Raw genomic sequence first — 16423 nt, 5'->3', positions numbered from 1 at the left:
TATGTTCAGTTTATAACTTAATAATTGGATTGAACATTACTTTGTTTTGACCTTGTAATTTGGCTTCATGTAACATATCATCCGCATCTTTAAATACGCGGCGTTTAGATTTGTTATCTTGTTCACTTAAATAGCCTACACCAATTGAAACAGATAGCTTAATTGTTTCTTTGTTAGGTAAATGGAAAGTAGATTGTTGAACGCTATCTCTAATACTTTCAGCTAATTTAATAGCACTATCTAATGTTTCGCCAACAAGAATAATAGAAAATTCTTCTCCGCCGTTACGAAAAGCTTTAACATCTTTAGGTAAATAGTTGATTAACAATTGCGACATTTGTTTTAAGACCGCGTCTCCAGCCTTATGAGAATACGCATCGTTCACGTCTTTAAATCCATCAATATCAATCAATAATAATGCCATAGATTGGTCTTGTTCAGTTATTTGTTCAGTCGTCTTATTTAAATAACGATCGAATTCTTTAACATTTCCTAAACCTGTTAAGTAATCAACGGATTCTTCATTTTCATATCGTGAAATTAAATTTTTCAAGATCCAAATGTCTCTATAAACACTTGCACTAATAATACTTAGGATAAAGGAAACTGGCACAAGAAACAACCATTCGTTGAGCCATGAATCAGGATTTAAAAAGATAAGCGTTATCGCAATAATCATAATGCTGATTAAATACAATAATTGAATACTCACGAAATCACTTTGTTTAAGAAAAGGACCTATCATCCCAACAACAATTGCAATAATCAGTAAATGGATATCATCTAAAAATGGTGTACCCATTACAAAAATGTCAAATAGTACAATAACTACGGCACTTAAAACAGAGTAAAATAAATTAGTAAATCTTCCTAAGAAGAGAATAGGTATAAAACTTAAAGAGAATGCATAGTCATGATACTGTATAGGATTAGATATTAATAATATTGAAACACCTGTCATTAAGATGGTGATATAATTTTGTGAAAAAGTCACAGTTCTCGTTTCGCTATATTGTATTCGATGGTATAGATAAAATGCTGCAATAGTTACAGATATATTGAATATAATTGCTTGAATCATTTAATTTAACACCATCCTTCATTTAGTAAGCCATATGATATTGTAATCTATTAGATTGCTTTTGTCACGGTATAACAGGTTATTTTGATAAAAAAGTTTCTTTTTTCACATGTTTGCTTATAGAGCTAGTTTAAACGCAAAAATCTTTGATTTCAAAAATGTGGTATACTATTATTTTTATGGCATGTAGAATGAAATTTTGATATTCTAGAAGTAATGTTTTAATCAAATTCGGTGCAATTACAAAATGAAGGTGACTCAATGTTTACTTTACAACTAATATTACTAACCATGATTGTAAGTTTAATACTAACACCTTTAGTTATCGTTCTTTCTATTAAAATTGGTGCAGTTGATATGCCAAACGTTAGAAAAGTTCATACTAAACCCGTATCAGTATTAGGTGGCTCAGTCATTTTAATATCTTTTCTCATCGGTTTATGGTGGGGAAAACCAGTAGAACATGAAACAATTCCTATTATACTAGGTGCGATTGTCATCTATATTATAGGTTTAGTGGATGATTTATATGATATGAAACCACTTGTTAAATTAGCAGGTCAAATTGCTGTATCTTTAATCGTCGTTTTTAACCACGTCACATTAGATTTTATTACATTACCATTTGGTGTTGTAATAGAGTTTGGAATCTTTAGTATTCCAATGACAATCTTCTGGGTTGTTGCAGTAATGAATGCAATCAACTTAATAGATGGTCTAGATGGATTAGCTTCAGGCATATCATGTATCGCTTTAGTAACAATAGGATTTATCGCAATATTACAGCAGAATATCTTTATCATGATGATTTGTAGTGTGTTAATAGGATCATTATTAGGTTTCTTAGTATTTAACTCACATCCTGCTAAAATATTCTTAGGTGACAGTGGGGCATTACTATTAGGTTATATTATCGGTGTGTTATCGCTATTAGGCTTTAAGAACATTACGTTAATATCGCTATTCTTCCCAATGGTTATACTTGCAGTACCATTTATCGATATGTTGTTCGCAGTAATACGTAGACTACATAATCGTCAATCTATCGTTCAAGCAGATAAATCGCATTTACACCATAGATTGTTAGATTTAGGTTATACACATAGGCAAACTGTTATATTAATATATATGATTGCCATATTATTCAGCATATCAAGTGTCATCCTTTATTTATCACCACCATACGGCGTATTAATGATGTTTATTATGATATTAATAACAATAGAATTAATCGTAGAATTTACAGGACTCGTGAATGCAAATTACAGACCAATATTAAATTTATTAACAAGAACAAAGTATAAAAAAGAACGCTAATGTCGATTAGCGTTCTTCTTCTTTATTATATGGAAATGGTAGCGCGATGATATCTTGTTTGTTTAATTCGTACTTACCTTGGTTGACTTCGTTTAAGAAATCTATAAATGGTTCTTCTTCTGATGCTATCACATGTATAGTATAGGTAACTTTGTCTGTATAAGCAGTATCTACAAGTTGATAATCAGTTTGTTGTAATTCGTGCTCGAAGCGTCCTGTTTGATCATAGTCTAATGTTACTTCGAATGGTATTGCGTCTAATAAAACAATTCTGCCTACTTCTTTAATAACTTGGCTGACTGCACTTCCGTATGCGCGTATTAATCCACCTGCACCTAATTTAATACCACCAAAGTATCTTGTAACGACAACAACAACATTATGGAGTTGTTGTTTTTTTAATACTTCTAACATAGGCACGCCTGCTGTTCCTGATGGTTCACCATCATCATTTGCTTTTTGGATAAGCATTGTAGGACCGATAACATAGCTAGAGCAATTATGTGTTGCATCATGATGTTCTTTTTTCTTTTGTTGTATGAATGCTTTCGCTTCTTCTTCAGTTTCTGCAGGATGAATGCTCGCGATAAATCTCGATTTATTAATGACAATTTCAGTTTCATGTGCTGATTTGATTGTAATTAGTCCTTCTGCCATGTTAATACTTCTCCCTTTACATCGTAATCTGTTACGATTATTATATACTATTGAAATTAGTCGGGAAAGGATTGTATGAATTGAAGAATAAATTATTGATGTTGTGCTTAGTGTTGTCTATCGTGTTAGCTGCTTGTGGATCAAAAGAAGAAAAGCAAACGACGGACAAAGTGGATGATAGTCAAGGTGTACTATTAGATGAAAAAGGAAATCCAAAAGATACGATTCAAGTAAATAAAGATACTGAAAAAGCAGTCAAAGAAGCTATTGAAAAAAATAGAAAGTCTTTAAATGATGGTGATGTAGAAGCTTACATTAAAACAATCGACACAGATTCAAAACAACTAGACGTTAAAGAAGAAGAAAAAGTGTTAAAAGATACACTTAAAAGTTATAAATTCGATAAAAAAATATCCAATATTAAGTTTTTAGAACAGAAAAAAGATCAAGTTGTTGTATTCTATAATGTAGAAACGACAGCTCACCCTAAGAATGGTAGTAAAGATGAGAAAAAGACTTTTAACGAAGTTGTGACGCTTGTTAAAAAGGACGGCACATATAAATTTTCTAAAATGGCACAGGCAGCAATTTAGTTCATAAACTTCTTTTCAAATAACCAAGAATTAGATATGATGAGTATGGAAGAGAATCAAGGAGGATAACTTTATGAAGATTGCTGTTATAACAGATTCAACAGCATATTTAGATCAAGCATATATAGATAAATATAACATTAGAACGATTGCCTTAAATGTTATATTTGATGATGAAGTTTATAAAGAATTGTCAGAGATAAGTACAGAAGATTTCTATAAAAGAATGAGAAATGAAAAACAATTACCGACGACATCTCAACCAGCTATGGGTCAATATGTGGAATTACTTGAGAGTTTGAAAGACGAAGGATATACAGATGTGATTGCAGTTCACTTATCAAGTGGTATAAGTGGTACATATCAAACAGCTGTGACGTTAAACGATATGGTAGAAGGTATAAACGTTCATGCATTTGATTCTGAAATCTCTTGTTCAGTACAAGGTTTCTATGCTTTAAAAGCAGCTCAACTTATTGAACAAGGTATGACAGTTATTGATAACATCCTAGAACAATTAGAGAATATGAAACAAAATACAAATGCATATTTTATAGTAGATGATTTAAATAACTTGAAAAAAGGCGGTCGCTTAAATAGTGCACAAGCATTAGTCGGCACGATGTTACAAGTGAAACCATTACTACACTTCGTTGATACGAAAATTGTCCCTTACGATAAAGTGAGAACAAAGAAAAGAGCAATGAAACGTATTGAAGAACAATTAGCTCAAGAAGTTGAAGGTTCTAAAAACTTATCTATTGTTATTATTGAAGGAAACGATAAAGAAACTGCACTTTCCTGGAAAGCGCAAGTTGAAGAACAATTCCCTGATGCACAAATTATTATGAGTTATTTTGGACCAGTAATCGGAACGCATTTAGGAGAAGGTTCATTAGGTTTAGGATTCACAACGACCGAATTAGATTTAAGTATATAATATAACTACAGCACAAAAAGCTTCGGCTTTTTGTGCTTTTTTTATGGAGGTTAGAATGAAATTATACGGACGAATATGCCGAGATTTAAATGAAGTAACGACTGAAAAAGTTAAAGACAGTAAACCTGGCGTGTCTTTTATTCAAGGTAAATATATTTGTAATCAGTGTGGTAACAAAGATCAATCATTGTTTTATCAGTATTTTTGCCACCATTGCGAGCAAGAAACAACCTATTGTAGATATTGTATTGCACTTGGTAAAGTTCAAAGTTGTAAAGACATTTATTTCATTGAGAGCTTGCATGAAGCATCAGAATATCATTATCAGTTGGATTTTGAATTGAGTGAACAGCAACAACTTGCATCCTCTAAAATTAAAGACGCTATTTTAAAGCAAGAACATTTATTACTCCATGCTGTGACAGGAGCAGGGAAGACAGAAATGATATTTGAAGGTATATCAAAAGCTCGAAAATCGGGTATGAATGTTGCAGTTGTTTCACCAAGAGTAGATGTCGTGAAAGAAGTTTACTTAAGACTGATAAACGCATTTAAAGAGGAGCAAATTGATTTAATGTATGAAGGTCAGTTCGCGCAGTTTAATAGTTCATTTGTCGTATCGACAGTTCATCAACTTATGCGCTATGATGGACACTTTAATGTGGTCATTGTTGATGAAGTAGATGCATTTCCGTTAGAAATGGATAATCAACTGATGCATACCATTCGAAAAGCTTCTTCAGTGCAATCTAGTCATATTTATTTAACAGCGACGCCTAACAAGCAACTCCTTTCTAAATTTAATCATAATCAGATTATCAAACTCCCCGCAAGATATCATAAACACCCATTACCAGTTCCAGAATTTCAATTTAATATCATTAAAGAAAATAAACTCAATCAGAAGTTACTTACGTTTCTTAAATCCCAAATAGAACAAAATAGAAAAACATTTGTCTTCTTTCATAATATTCATTATATGGAACAAATATTTAAAGTGTTTCAATGTTACTTTTCAAAAATTGAATATGTATCTAGTCATGATGTGATGAGGCATGAAAAGGTGACGCGTTTAAGAAATGATGAAATAGACATTATGTTAACGACGACAATATTAGAAAGAGGCGTTACGTTAGAAAAATTAGATGTCGTCATCGTGCATACAGAGAAGTTTACAAGTAGTGCCATCATTCAAATTGCAGGACGTGTTGGTCGAAAATTATCTTGTCCGACTGGCAAGGTATTGTGTTATCACGAAGGTATCACACGAAATATGATACAAGCGAAACGTGAAATTATAGAAATGAATGATTTAGCACGCGAGAAAGGATGGTTAATTTGAATAAATGTTTAATTTGTCAAAATAATATAAATGAAGTAATCGATTTGTTAAATCTATTTTCAAAGCAATCTATAATATGTGAGCAATGTGCAAATCAATTAACATTTAATCATCAAACAAGACGATGCAAAAAATGCTTAAAAATAATGTCTGAAGAAGAGGATGCTTGTTTAGATTGCCAGTGGCTTTCGAATAAGTATCCATTGATTAATCAACTTTATACGCTTTATGACTATGATGGTCTTGTCAAAGCGCTTATACAACAATATAAGTTAAATGGAGATGTTGCGCTCAATCAAGTATTTCAATTACCACTTAAATTATTTAAGCGATATGATTACGTTATTCCGGCACCCATTCATCCTAATAAGTTAGAGCAGCGTACATTCGATCATGTAACAACAGTGTTGGATAATCATAAAATTAAATATATACAAGTTTTTGAAACTGAAGAAAGGAAAAAGCAATCTGAATTAACTAAAATTGAAAGGTCATCTCAGCATAATCCATTTAAAATAAATAAAGATATAGACTTTGAAAATAAGAGAATATTACTCGTAGATGATATTTATACAACAGGGTTAACAATGCATCGATTAGCGGAACTTTTATTTATTAGAAAAATCAGAAAAATAGATGCCTTAACATTTGCAAGAGCGGTAAATAATGATAAAATATAAGTAGGAAGAAACACAAGAGAAATTGAGCGTTAAAGGAGTCGGTGTTTTATGATCAGATTTGAAATTCATGGGGAAAACATCACAGTGACTGATCCGATAAGAAATTATATTGAGGACAAAGTAAGTAAACTAGAAAGATATTTTACTAATGTCCCAGAGGCGATAGCCCACGTTAAAATCAAAACTTATCAGGATTCTAGAAGTAAAATTGAAGTAACTATTCCGTTGAAAGATGTTACTTTGAGAGCTGAAGAAAGACATGAAGATTTATATGCTGGAATCGACTTAATAACTAACAAACTCGAAAGACAAGTACGTAAGTACAAAACTAAGGTTAATAGAAAGTATCGCGATAAAGGGCGAGATAAAGATGTCTTTGTAGTAAGTGCAGATTCAGCTGCTCCTGAAGAAGTTGAAGAGAATGATAGCGATAATGAAATTGAAATCATTCGTTCTAAGCAATTTGCATTGAAACCAATGGATTCTGAAGAAGCAGTATTACAAATGAACTTACTAGGACATGATTTTTACATCTTTACTGATGCAGAAACAGATGAAACAAGCATCGTTTATAAACGTAAAGATGGTAAATATGGATTAATTGAAACTTCAATACAATAAAAATGATTCACACGAACTGGTGCAGAATTTCTGCACCAGTTTCTTTGGCTATTGATAGCTTTTCATGTACAGAGGTGGTAATCTTAAATAGTGTAAAAAGAGATATAAACGTGTTATGATATATTGTTGTAAGATTACTAGTTTTCTAGTTGAAGGAGAGAACAAAATGGGTTTTTTATCAAAAATAGCTGATGGTAACAAACGAGTTGTTAAATCACTCGGAAAATTAGCAGACCAAGTCATCAATTTAGAAGATGAAATTGCTAAATTAACAGATGATCAATTAAGAGAGAAAACAGAACAATTCAAAAAAGAATTGTCAGAAATAGAAGATTATAAAAAGCAAGAAAAATATTTAGACAAAATTTTACCTGAAGCATATGCAATCGTAAGAGAAGCATCTACTAGGGTATTTAATATGACACCATTTAAAGTACAAATAATGGGTGGTATTGCCATTCATCGTGGTGATATTTCAGAAATGAAAACTGGTGAAGGTAAAACATTAACAGCAACAATGCCAGTTTATTTAAATGCGTTAACAGGTAGAGGCGTTCATGTTGTTACAGTCAATGAATATCTATCAAGTTCACAAAGTGAAGAAATGGCGCAATTATATAATTTCTTAGGTTTATCAGTTGGACTTAATTTGAATTCAATGGATACGGATCAAAAACGTGAAGCATATGCAGCGGACATCACGTATAGTACAAACAATGAACTTGGATTTGATTATTTAAGAGACAACATGGTTACGTATAAAAAAGACCGTGTTATGAGACCTCTTAATTTTGCCATCATTGATGAGGTTGACTCAATTTTAATTGACGAAGCGAGAACACCACTTATCATTTCTGGTGAAGCAGAAAAATCAACTACTTTATATACACAAGCCAACGTATTTGTAAAAATGCTTAAAGGTGAAGATGACTTTAGTTATGATGAAAAAACTAAAGCCATCACTTTAACAGAACAAGGTATTGATAAAGCTGAACGTATGTTCAAAATTGATAACCTGTTTGACGTGAAACATGTTAACTTAATGCATCATATTAATATTGCATTAAAAGCAAATAGAACAATGTTTAAAGATAAAGATTACGTTGTTGAAGATGGAGAAATTATGATTGTCGACCAATTTACAGGTCGTACAATGCCAGGTAGAAGATTCTCTGACGGCTTGCATCAAGCAATTGAAGCAAAAGAAGGACTCGAGATTCAAAATGAATCTAAAACAATGGCATCTATTACGTTCCAAAACTTCTTTAGAATGTATAACAAATTATCAGGTATGACTGGTACGGCTAAGACGGAAGAAGAAGAGTTCAGAAATATTTACAATATGACTGTTACGCAAATTCCAACAAATAGACCGATACAACGTAAAGATGAAGCGGACTTAATTTTTGCATCTCAAAAAGGTAAGTTTGATGCAGTTGTTAAAGATGTAATCGAGCTCTACAAGAAAGGTCAACCAGTATTATTAGGTACAGTTGCCGTTGAAACAAGTGAATATATTTCACAACTATTAAAGAAAAAAGGCGTTAGACATAACGTATTGAATGCGAAAAACCACGAACGTGAAGCAGAAATTATTTTAAATGCAGGTCAAAAAGGTGCAGTAACCATTGCAACAAACATGGCCGGTCGTGGTACGGATATCAAGCTTGGTGATGGCGTTGTCGAACTTGGTGGTTTAGCTGTTATTGGTACAGAACGTCACGAATCAAGACGTATCGATGACCAATTAAGAGGACGTTCAGGTCGTCAAGGTGACGTTGGTCGAAGTAGATTTTACTTATCATTACAAGATGAGTTGATGGTTCGTTTCGGATCAGAACGTATGCAATCTTTAATGGGTAAATTAGGTATGAATGATGATACACCAATTGAATCTAAAATGGTTTCTAGAGCAGTAGAATCTGCTCAAAAACGTGTTGAAGGTAATAACTTCGATGCACGTAAACGTTTATTAGAATACGATGATGTACTTAGAAAACAACGTGAAATCATTTACGGTGAACGTAATGATATTATCGAAAAAGATGATGTACAAGACATTGTTAAAGACATGATTAAATCATCATTAGAGCGTGGCGTGAACTATCACTTCGCAACAAATGAAGAAGAAATTGATTTTGAAGCGCTTGTTCAATATATTGAAGATTCATATTTACCACAAGGTGCAATTAAAGTTGATGATATTCGTGGTAGAGATTATGAAGATATCGTAGAAATTGTATTAGAAAAAATTAAAACACAATACAATGCTCAACAAGAAGACTTTGGTGATCAAATGTCTGAATTTGAACGTATGATTGTGTTAAGAACAATAGACCGTAAATGGACTGATCATATTGATACAATGGATCAATTACGTACAGGTATCCACTTAAGATCTTATGGTCAAATCAATCCACTTAGAGAGTACCAAAATGAAGGTTTGGATTTATTTGAAACAATGTTGAATGAAATAGAAGATGAAGTAAGTAAATACATTCTTAAATCAACAATTGATCGTGGCGAACAAGTTGAACGTGAACAAGTTGAAATAGGTGAAGCTAAACATGTGAGTGCAAACGATGGTAAAGAAAAAGTTAAACCAAAACCAATCGTAAAAGATGAACAAGTTGGCCGAAATGATCCATGTCCATGTGGTAGTGGTAAGAAATATAAAAACTGTCATGGTCAAGCATAAAGGAGTAATTTTATGGAATTAACGGAAATTAGACAAACATTAAATAAAAATAATGAAAAATTAATGAATATCAGGGGGTCTCTTTGACTTAGAAAATAAAGAGACGAACATTCAAGAATACGAAGAAATGATGGTTGATCCGTCATTCTGGGACGATCAAAATAAAGCACAAGACATCATTAACAAAAACAATGCATTAAAGTCTGTAGTCGGTGATTTTCATACTTTAGATCAACAGATTGAAGATTTGCTTACAACTGTTGAATTGTTACAAGAAGAATATGATGAAGATATGCACGAAATGCTTGAGCAGGATTTAAAAGCGTTACAAACAGACATCGATCAATTTGAATTGAAACTGCTACTTAATGGTGAACATGATGAAAACAACGCTATATTAGAATTGCATCCAGGTGCAGGTGGTACAGAATCTCAAGATTGGGGTTCAATGCTACTTAGGATGTATCAACGTTTCGCAGAACAAAAAGGCTTCAAAGTAGAAACGTTAGATTATCAAGCTGGAGATGAAGCGGGCATTAAAAGTGTCACAATTCTTATCAAAGGTCATAATGCATATGGATATTTAAAAGCTGAAAAAGGTGTCCATAGATTAGTGCGTATTTCGCCATTCGATTCATCAGGAAGACGGCATACATCATTTGTATCTTGTGATGTAACACCTGAATTTAATAATGAAAAAATAGAAATAGAAGTTAATTCTGAAGACATTACAGTCGATACTTATAGAGCATCTGGTGCAGGTGGACAGCACGTCAACACAACTGATTCAGCTGTTCGAATTACACACCAACCAACTGGTATCGTCGTAACATGTCAAAACGAAAGATCACAAATTAAAAATAGAGAACAAGCTATGAAAATGTTAAAAGCTAAACTCTACCAAAAAGAACTTGAAGAACAAGCAGCAGCTTTAGATGAAATTAGAGGCGAACAAAAAGAAATTGGATGGGGTAGTCAAATACGTTCATACGTATTTCATCCATATGCTATGGTTAAAGATCATAGAACTAATGAAGAAACAGGTAATACGAATGCAGTTATGGATGGTGACTTAGATCCATTTATCGATGCATATTTAAGAAGTCAAATTAATGAAAAATAATTTAAAGTAAGAGGCTAGGATGATTTTTAATATCCTAGCTTCTTTTATGATAATTTAAATTGTGAATTATTGAACAAAGTGATGTCAGACGATGGTTTACATGGTAAAATATAATTGATAATAAAATGAATGGAGTGTTATACATGAAAATCAAAATGGGCATGATTTCTGTAATAGCATTATCATCGTTAGTATTTGCAGGATGTGGACAATCAAGCGATGATAGCAGCAAAGAAGAATACAGTTCACAAGGGGAAAAAATCTTTAAAAACAATTCTTGCGTAGGATGTCATGGTAAAGATTTAGATGGTGCATCTGGACCATCACTTAAAAAAGTCGGTGCCAAAATGTCTGAGTCTGATATTGAAAAAATTATCAACGAAGGTAAAGGCAATATGCCAAGCAAAGTTGTAGATGAAAAAGATGCAAAAGAAGTTGCTAAATGGTTAGCTAAACAAAAATAATCATTTATATTCATTTTGCATACAAATTGGAAATTTTATTTTTTAAAACATAAGTATTTTAATTGAATATTGATAAATCAAAATGACGATGTTAATTGTGTATAAATAATTAACATTGTCTTTTTAAATGTCTACTTGACAGTCTTTAGTAACATTTTTATCTATAAAATTATAGAATGTTAACGTTTATATTACAGATTTGTAACAATACAATATTGAGAAAGATATTGTGCTATATTATTTCCAGTATTAATTGAGGGACATCATATAAATTAAAAATATAAATGTAAATACATACACTTCGGGAGGATATTTCATCATGAAGAAGACTTTCATTACATTAGCATCTGTAACTGCTTTAACAACTTTAGCAAATTCATCTGCCTATGCAGCTGATATTAAAGTAAAAGAAGGACAATCATTAGAGAATATTGCAGAAGAATATGGAACATCAGTATCTGAAATTAAATCTTTAAATAACATCGACGTAAATGTTAAGGTTGGACAAACATTAAAGGTATTAGAAGATAACATCTATACAATTCAAGATGGTGATACACTTAACAAAATAGCTGAAAAATTTGATGTTAATGTATCAGACTTAAAAGAATGGAATAATTTATCTTCAGATCTAATTTTAGTAGGTGATGAATTAAAAGTTGCAGCAGAAACTTCAGAACTAACTGCTGAACCTACTAGTTTGACAGTTAGTGCACCTGAATCTCCTGCTCAAGAAGATTCATTATTAAGATACGTATTTGAACAAACATCATATGGTAATGTTTACAATAGTGAAGACTCAGTTGCTTATGTTGCACCGACATTTAATCACAGTCAATCAACACAATATACAGAACCTGTTTCATACAGCCGACCAAATTCTGGTGGCGGAAGTAATTTATACACTTCTGGGCAATGTACGTACTATGCATTTAGTAAACGTCCAGATTTAGGTAATACTTGGGGTAATGCTAACAACTGGGCTAATGCAGCAGCTCAAGCTGGTTACACAGTAAACAACAGCCCATCAGCTGGTTCAATTTTACAATCAACTGCTGGTGGATATGGACATGTAGCTTATGTAGATAAAGTGAATGCAGATGGTTCAATTCAAGTTTCTGAAATGAACTACCAAGGTGTAGGCGTTGTATCTTCACGTACAATTTCAGCATCAGCAGCTGGTTCATATAATTATATTCATTAGTATTTATAGAAATTTAATAAATAAGCAAGTAGTTAATTCAGTTTAAGAATTTTAACTATTTGCTTTTTTTTATCATTATAGTTGATATAATAAACGTAAATGTTAGTGTAGAGGTTTGAAAACATGAAAAAAAGGTTAAAAATCATATTAGTTATACTTTTGTTATTGATTATTAGCGTCAGCGTTTATAAAGTAATGGATATCAATAAGTTTCAAACGAACGAACAGTTTAAAGAGCAACAAGGGAAGCAGTCGTTTCAAAACAGTCATCCAGCTACAGGCATGAATGTAAATAATGAAACTGTGAATGTTTTTTCATCTGAAAAATCAAAACAATTAAAAGAGGTAACATCTAAAAATGATATTACAGTTATTAATTTATTTGCCTCTTGGTGTGACCCTTGCAAACGAGAAATGCCTGAACTTGTAAAATATGCAAAGCACGAGGATAAAGGTGTCGAATTAGTTGGTTTAAATGTTAAAGATAAACGAAAACCAGCTAAACAATTAATGGACGATGTAAATGTGAATTATGATGTTTACGTTGCGCAAGATGATTTTCTTGAAAAGTTCAAATCGTATAATATACCTACAACTTTATTTGTAGATAAAAATGGCGAAATCAAAAAAGTGTATTTAGGTGAATTATCTGAAAAGACACTAAACAACTTAGTTACACAAGTTAAGGAGGAAATTTAATGGGGGTACATCAATATTTTAAAAGTTTGTCTGATTTAGAGAAATTAGTAAGATGTCCAGGTAAATTTAAATATCAAGACCATAATGTCGCAGCTCATTCCTTTAAAGTAACGAAAATAGCGCAATATTTAGCAACAGTAGAAGAACAAAATGGTCAAGAAATAGACTGGAAACTTGTTTATGAAAAAGCTTTGAACCATGATTATCCTGAAATATTTACAGGTGATATTAAGACACCTGTAAAATATGCGTCTTATGAAATTAAAAAATTATTCTCTCAAGTTGAAGAAGAGATGATCGATAAATTTATAACAGAAGAATTTCCTGAGCAATATCAAGATATATATAGACATAGACTACAAGAGGGTAAAGATGATAGTATAGAAGGGCAAATATTAAGTGTTGCTGATAAAATTGATTTATTGTATGAATCTTTTGGTGAAATTCAGAAGAGAAATCCAGAACCTTTATTCTTCGAAATTTATGAAAGTTCATTGGAAACCATCATGCAATTTGATCATTTAGCATCTGTACAAGATTTTATTCAACATATTATACCTGATATGTTACAAGAAAAATTTATACCACGTTCAGAGTTAAGAGAGATAACAATGACGATACTTGAGAAACGTGAAACAAAAAGGAGTTAGTGAATTGAATGATTTGGCCGATTCTAGCTTTGTTTCTTCCTTGTTTAATGGTTATTATTTTCACGCAAATTGCTCAAAATAAATGGATTGGTTTACTTGTATCCAGTATTATAATTGGTGTTTCGGTTTATAAAGGCTTTTTTAATAATGAGCTCATTATGTTGTTAGATGTATTGAGTTTAGTAGCTGGCTTTTATATAGTAGATACACTTAAAATAGATAAAATTGAATCAAGATAGATAAGAGGAATAATCATTTAGATTTTTCCTCTTATTTGTATGTAATTTTAAAATTAACGAACAAATGTTTGGTCATTTTTACAAATTTTTGATAAAATAAATATATATATTACAGAAAATGAGGAGGTTCCTATGCAACATTTTCCTTTTAAAATACATTCTGACTACTCTCCGCAAGGTGATCAGCCAGAAGCGATTAAATCTCTTGTAAAAGGCATTAATGATGGCAAGAGACATCAAACTTTACTAGGTGCGACAGGTACAGGTAAAACGTTTACGATGAGTAATGTCATTAAAGAAGTCGGTAAACCAACATTGATCATTGCACATAATAAAACGTTGGCTGGACAGCTATATAGTGAGTTTAAAGAATTCTTTCCTGAGAATAGAGTGGAATATTTCGTAAGTTATTATGATTATTATCAACCTGAAGCATATGTACCTCAAACGGATACTTTTATTGAAAAGGATGCCTCTATAAATGATGAAATTGATAAACTTCGACATTCAGCTACTAGTGCATTGTTTGAACGAGATGATGTTATCGTTATTGCGAGTGTCAGCTGTATTTATGGTTTAGGTAATCCAGAAGAATATAAAGACTTAGTTGTAAGTACACGTGTTGGTATGGAAATGGAACGTAATGAACTGTTAAGAAAGCTTGTTGATAACCAATATTCACGTAATGATATAGATTTTAGACGTGGGACATTTAGAGTTAGAGGAGATGTTGTAGAAATATTTCCAGCATCACGTGATGAACTATGTGTCAGAGTGGAGTTCTTTGGAGATGAAATCGATAGAATTCGAGAAGTGAATTACTTAACAGGCGAAGTTATTGCTGAAAGAGAACATTTTCTATTTTATCCCGCATCTCACTTCGTAACACGTGAAGAAAAAATGAAAGTTGCGATTGAGCGTATTGAGAAAGAACTTGAAGAACGATTGGCAGAACTTCGAAAAGAAAATAAACTTTTAGAAGCTCAACGACTTGAACAAAGAACGAATTATGATTTAGAAATGATGAGAGAAATGGGTTTTTGTTCAGGCATTGAGAACTATTCTGTACATTTAACGTTACGACCAAAAGGTTCTACACCATATACTTTATTAGATTACTTTGGTGATGATTGGTTAGTGATGATTGATGAATCTCATGTAACACTTCCTCAAATTAGAGGCATGTATAATGGTGACCAAGCGAGAAAAAATGTTTTAGTAGAACATGGCTTTAGACTACCAAGTGCTTTAGATAATAGACCGCTTAAATTTGAAGAATTTGAAGAAAAAACGAAACAGTTGGTTTATGTTTCAGCAACACCGGGACCATATGAAATTGAACATACTGATGAAATGGTCGAACAAATTATTCGTCCAACTGGTTTGTTAGATCCAATTGTTGAAGTCAGACCAAGTGAAAATCAAATAGATGATTTAATGGCTGAAATTAATGAAAGAATAGAAAGAAATGAACGTGTATTAATTACAACATTAACTAAAAAAATGAGTGAAGATTTAACGACTTATTTAAAAGAAGCCGGCATTAAAGTGAATTATTTACACTCAGAAATAAAAACATTAGAAAGAATAGAAATCATTAGAGACTTAAGAATGGGTGTTTATGATGTATTAGTTGGGATTAACTTACTAAGAGAAGGTTTAGATATCCCAGAAGTTTCGCTTGTGACGATTTTAGATGCAGATAAAGAAGGTTTCTTGAGATCAGAGCGTTCGTTGATTCAAACGATTGGTCGAGCTGCACGTAATGATAAAGGTAAAGTTATTATGTATGCTGATAAAATTACAGATTCTATGAGAACAGCATTAGATGAAACAAGTAGAAGACGTGCTACTCAAGAAGCGTACAATGAAGAACACAATATAACACCACAAACAATTAATAAGAAAATACGTGATGTCATATCAGCAACAGTAGAAACGGATGAAGTAACCGAAAAAGATACTAAAAAAGCGCCTAAGAAACTTACGAAAAAAGAAAGAGAAAAGACAATTGAGCGCATAGAAAAAGAAATGAAAGATGCTGCGAAAGATTTAGATTTCGAGCGTGCATCTGAACTAAGAGATATATTATTTGAACTAAAAGCAGAAAGGTGA

Annotated in this window: 16 protein-coding genes; 14 read left to right on the top strand and 2 right to left on the bottom strand. The window is 32.0% G+C overall.

The features are described from left to right. Positions 1-10: 10 nt before the first annotated feature. Complete coding sequence (gene gdpS, locus MHH94_RS11460; RefSeq protein ID WP_048539925.1) at positions 11-1081, bottom strand: GGDEF domain-containing protein GdpS; 1071 nt, start codon at positions 1079-1081, stop codon at positions 11-13. 261 nt (positions 1082-1342) lie between these two features. Between gdpS and MHH94_RS11455 the strand changes: the two genes are divergently transcribed. Continuing rightward, the gene (locus MHH94_RS11455) at positions 1343-2398 is read left to right on the top strand and encodes a glycosyltransferase family 4 protein (RefSeq protein WP_025905431.1); all 1056 of its coding nucleotides are present in this window, start codon (positions 1343-1345) and stop codon (positions 2396-2398) included. A gap of 6 nt (positions 2399-2404) precedes the next feature. On the opposite strand, the gene MHH94_RS11450 is transcribed toward MHH94_RS11455, so the two are convergent. After that, positions 2405-3055 (bottom strand): YigZ family protein, encoded by a 651-nt coding sequence (locus MHH94_RS11450; RefSeq protein ID WP_058591616.1) that lies wholly within the window; start codon positions 3053-3055, stop codon positions 2405-2407. 80 nt (positions 3056-3135) lie between these two features. On the opposite strand from MHH94_RS11450, the gene MHH94_RS11445 reads away from it, so the two are divergent. The 13 genes from MHH94_RS11445 to uvrB all read left to right on the top strand — a co-directional run bounded on the left by MHH94_RS11445 (position 3136) and on the right by uvrB (position 16423). Beyond that, positions 3136-3648 carry a hypothetical protein gene (locus MHH94_RS11445; RefSeq protein ID WP_048539923.1) on the top strand — a complete coding sequence of 171 codons (513 nt, stop codon included), beginning with the start codon at positions 3136-3138 and terminating at the stop codon, positions 3646-3648. A 73-nt stretch (positions 3649-3721) separates the two neighbouring features. Continuing rightward, entirely contained in the window at positions 3722-4588 is an 867-nt protein-coding gene (fakB1, locus tag MHH94_RS11440; protein ID WP_048539922.1) for a fatty acid kinase binding subunit FakB1, read from the top strand. Positions 4589-4643: 55 nt separating this feature from the next. Then, positions 4644-5930 (top strand): DEAD/DEAH box helicase family protein, encoded by a 1287-nt coding sequence (locus MHH94_RS11435; protein WP_078355516.1) that lies wholly within the window; start codon positions 4644-4646, stop codon positions 5928-5930. Continuing rightward, the gene (locus tag MHH94_RS11430; RefSeq protein ID WP_048539921.1) at positions 5927-6610 is read left to right on the top strand and encodes a ComF family protein; all 684 of its coding nucleotides are present in this window, start codon (positions 5927-5929) and stop codon (positions 6608-6610) included. The genes MHH94_RS11435 and MHH94_RS11430 overlap by 4 nt, the downstream gene beginning before the upstream one ends. A gap of 48 nt (positions 6611-6658) precedes the next feature. Further along, on the top strand, positions 6659-7231 hold the full coding sequence (gene hpf, locus MHH94_RS11425; RefSeq protein ID WP_058591615.1) for a ribosome hibernation-promoting factor, HPF/YfiA family: 573 nt from the start codon (positions 6659-6661) through the stop codon (positions 7229-7231). Between the two features lie 166 nt (positions 7232-7397). After that, the gene (gene secA / locus MHH94_RS11420) at positions 7398-9929 is read left to right on the top strand and encodes a preprotein translocase subunit SecA (RefSeq protein ID WP_058591614.1); all 2532 of its coding nucleotides are present in this window, start codon (positions 7398-7400) and stop codon (positions 9927-9929) included. Positions 9930-9941: 12 nt separating this feature from the next. Next, a protein-coding gene (gene prfB, locus MHH94_RS11415) for a peptide chain release factor 2 (protein ID WP_103354192.1) occupies positions 9942-11052 on the top strand; the annotation gives its coding sequence in 2 pieces (ribosomal slippage) (positions 9942-10013 and positions 10015-11052; 1110 coding nt in all). A gap of 143 nt (positions 11053-11195) precedes the next feature. Then, complete coding sequence (cccB, locus tag MHH94_RS11410; protein WP_049319735.1) at positions 11196-11516, top strand: cytochrome c551; 321 nt, start codon at positions 11196-11198, stop codon at positions 11514-11516. A 319-nt stretch (positions 11517-11835) separates the two neighbouring features. Further along, a complete protein-coding gene (locus MHH94_RS11405) occupies positions 11836-12720 on the top strand; it encodes a LysM peptidoglycan-binding domain-containing protein (protein ID WP_078355519.1) in 885 nt (294 codons plus the stop codon). A gap of 123 nt (positions 12721-12843) precedes the next feature. Continuing rightward, complete coding sequence (locus tag MHH94_RS11400; protein WP_058591611.1) at positions 12844-13419, top strand: TlpA family protein disulfide reductase; 576 nt, start codon at positions 12844-12846, stop codon at positions 13417-13419. Continuing rightward, positions 13419-14069 (top strand): HD domain-containing protein, encoded by a 651-nt coding sequence (locus MHH94_RS11395; protein ID WP_025904529.1) that lies wholly within the window; start codon positions 13419-13421, stop codon positions 14067-14069. Before MHH94_RS11400 ends, MHH94_RS11395 begins: the two co-directional genes overlap by 1 nt. Before the next feature lie 8 nt (positions 14070-14077). Continuing rightward, a complete protein-coding gene (locus tag MHH94_RS11390) occupies positions 14078-14308 on the top strand; it encodes a DUF2198 family protein (protein WP_025904530.1) in 231 nt (76 codons plus the stop codon). A gap of 132 nt (positions 14309-14440) precedes the next feature. Continuing rightward, positions 14441-16423: an excinuclease ABC subunit UvrB gene (gene uvrB, locus MHH94_RS11385; protein ID WP_048539915.1), complete on the top strand. Its 1983-nt coding sequence runs from the start codon at positions 14441-14443 to the stop codon at positions 16421-16423.

It is taken from the genome of Mammaliicoccus sp. FSL K6-3158, from assembly GCF_038005105.1.
Lineage (GTDB): Bacteria > Bacillota > Bacilli > Staphylococcales > Staphylococcaceae > Mammaliicoccus > Mammaliicoccus sciuri.
This window is presented reverse-complemented; position numbering and strand designations above follow the sequence as displayed.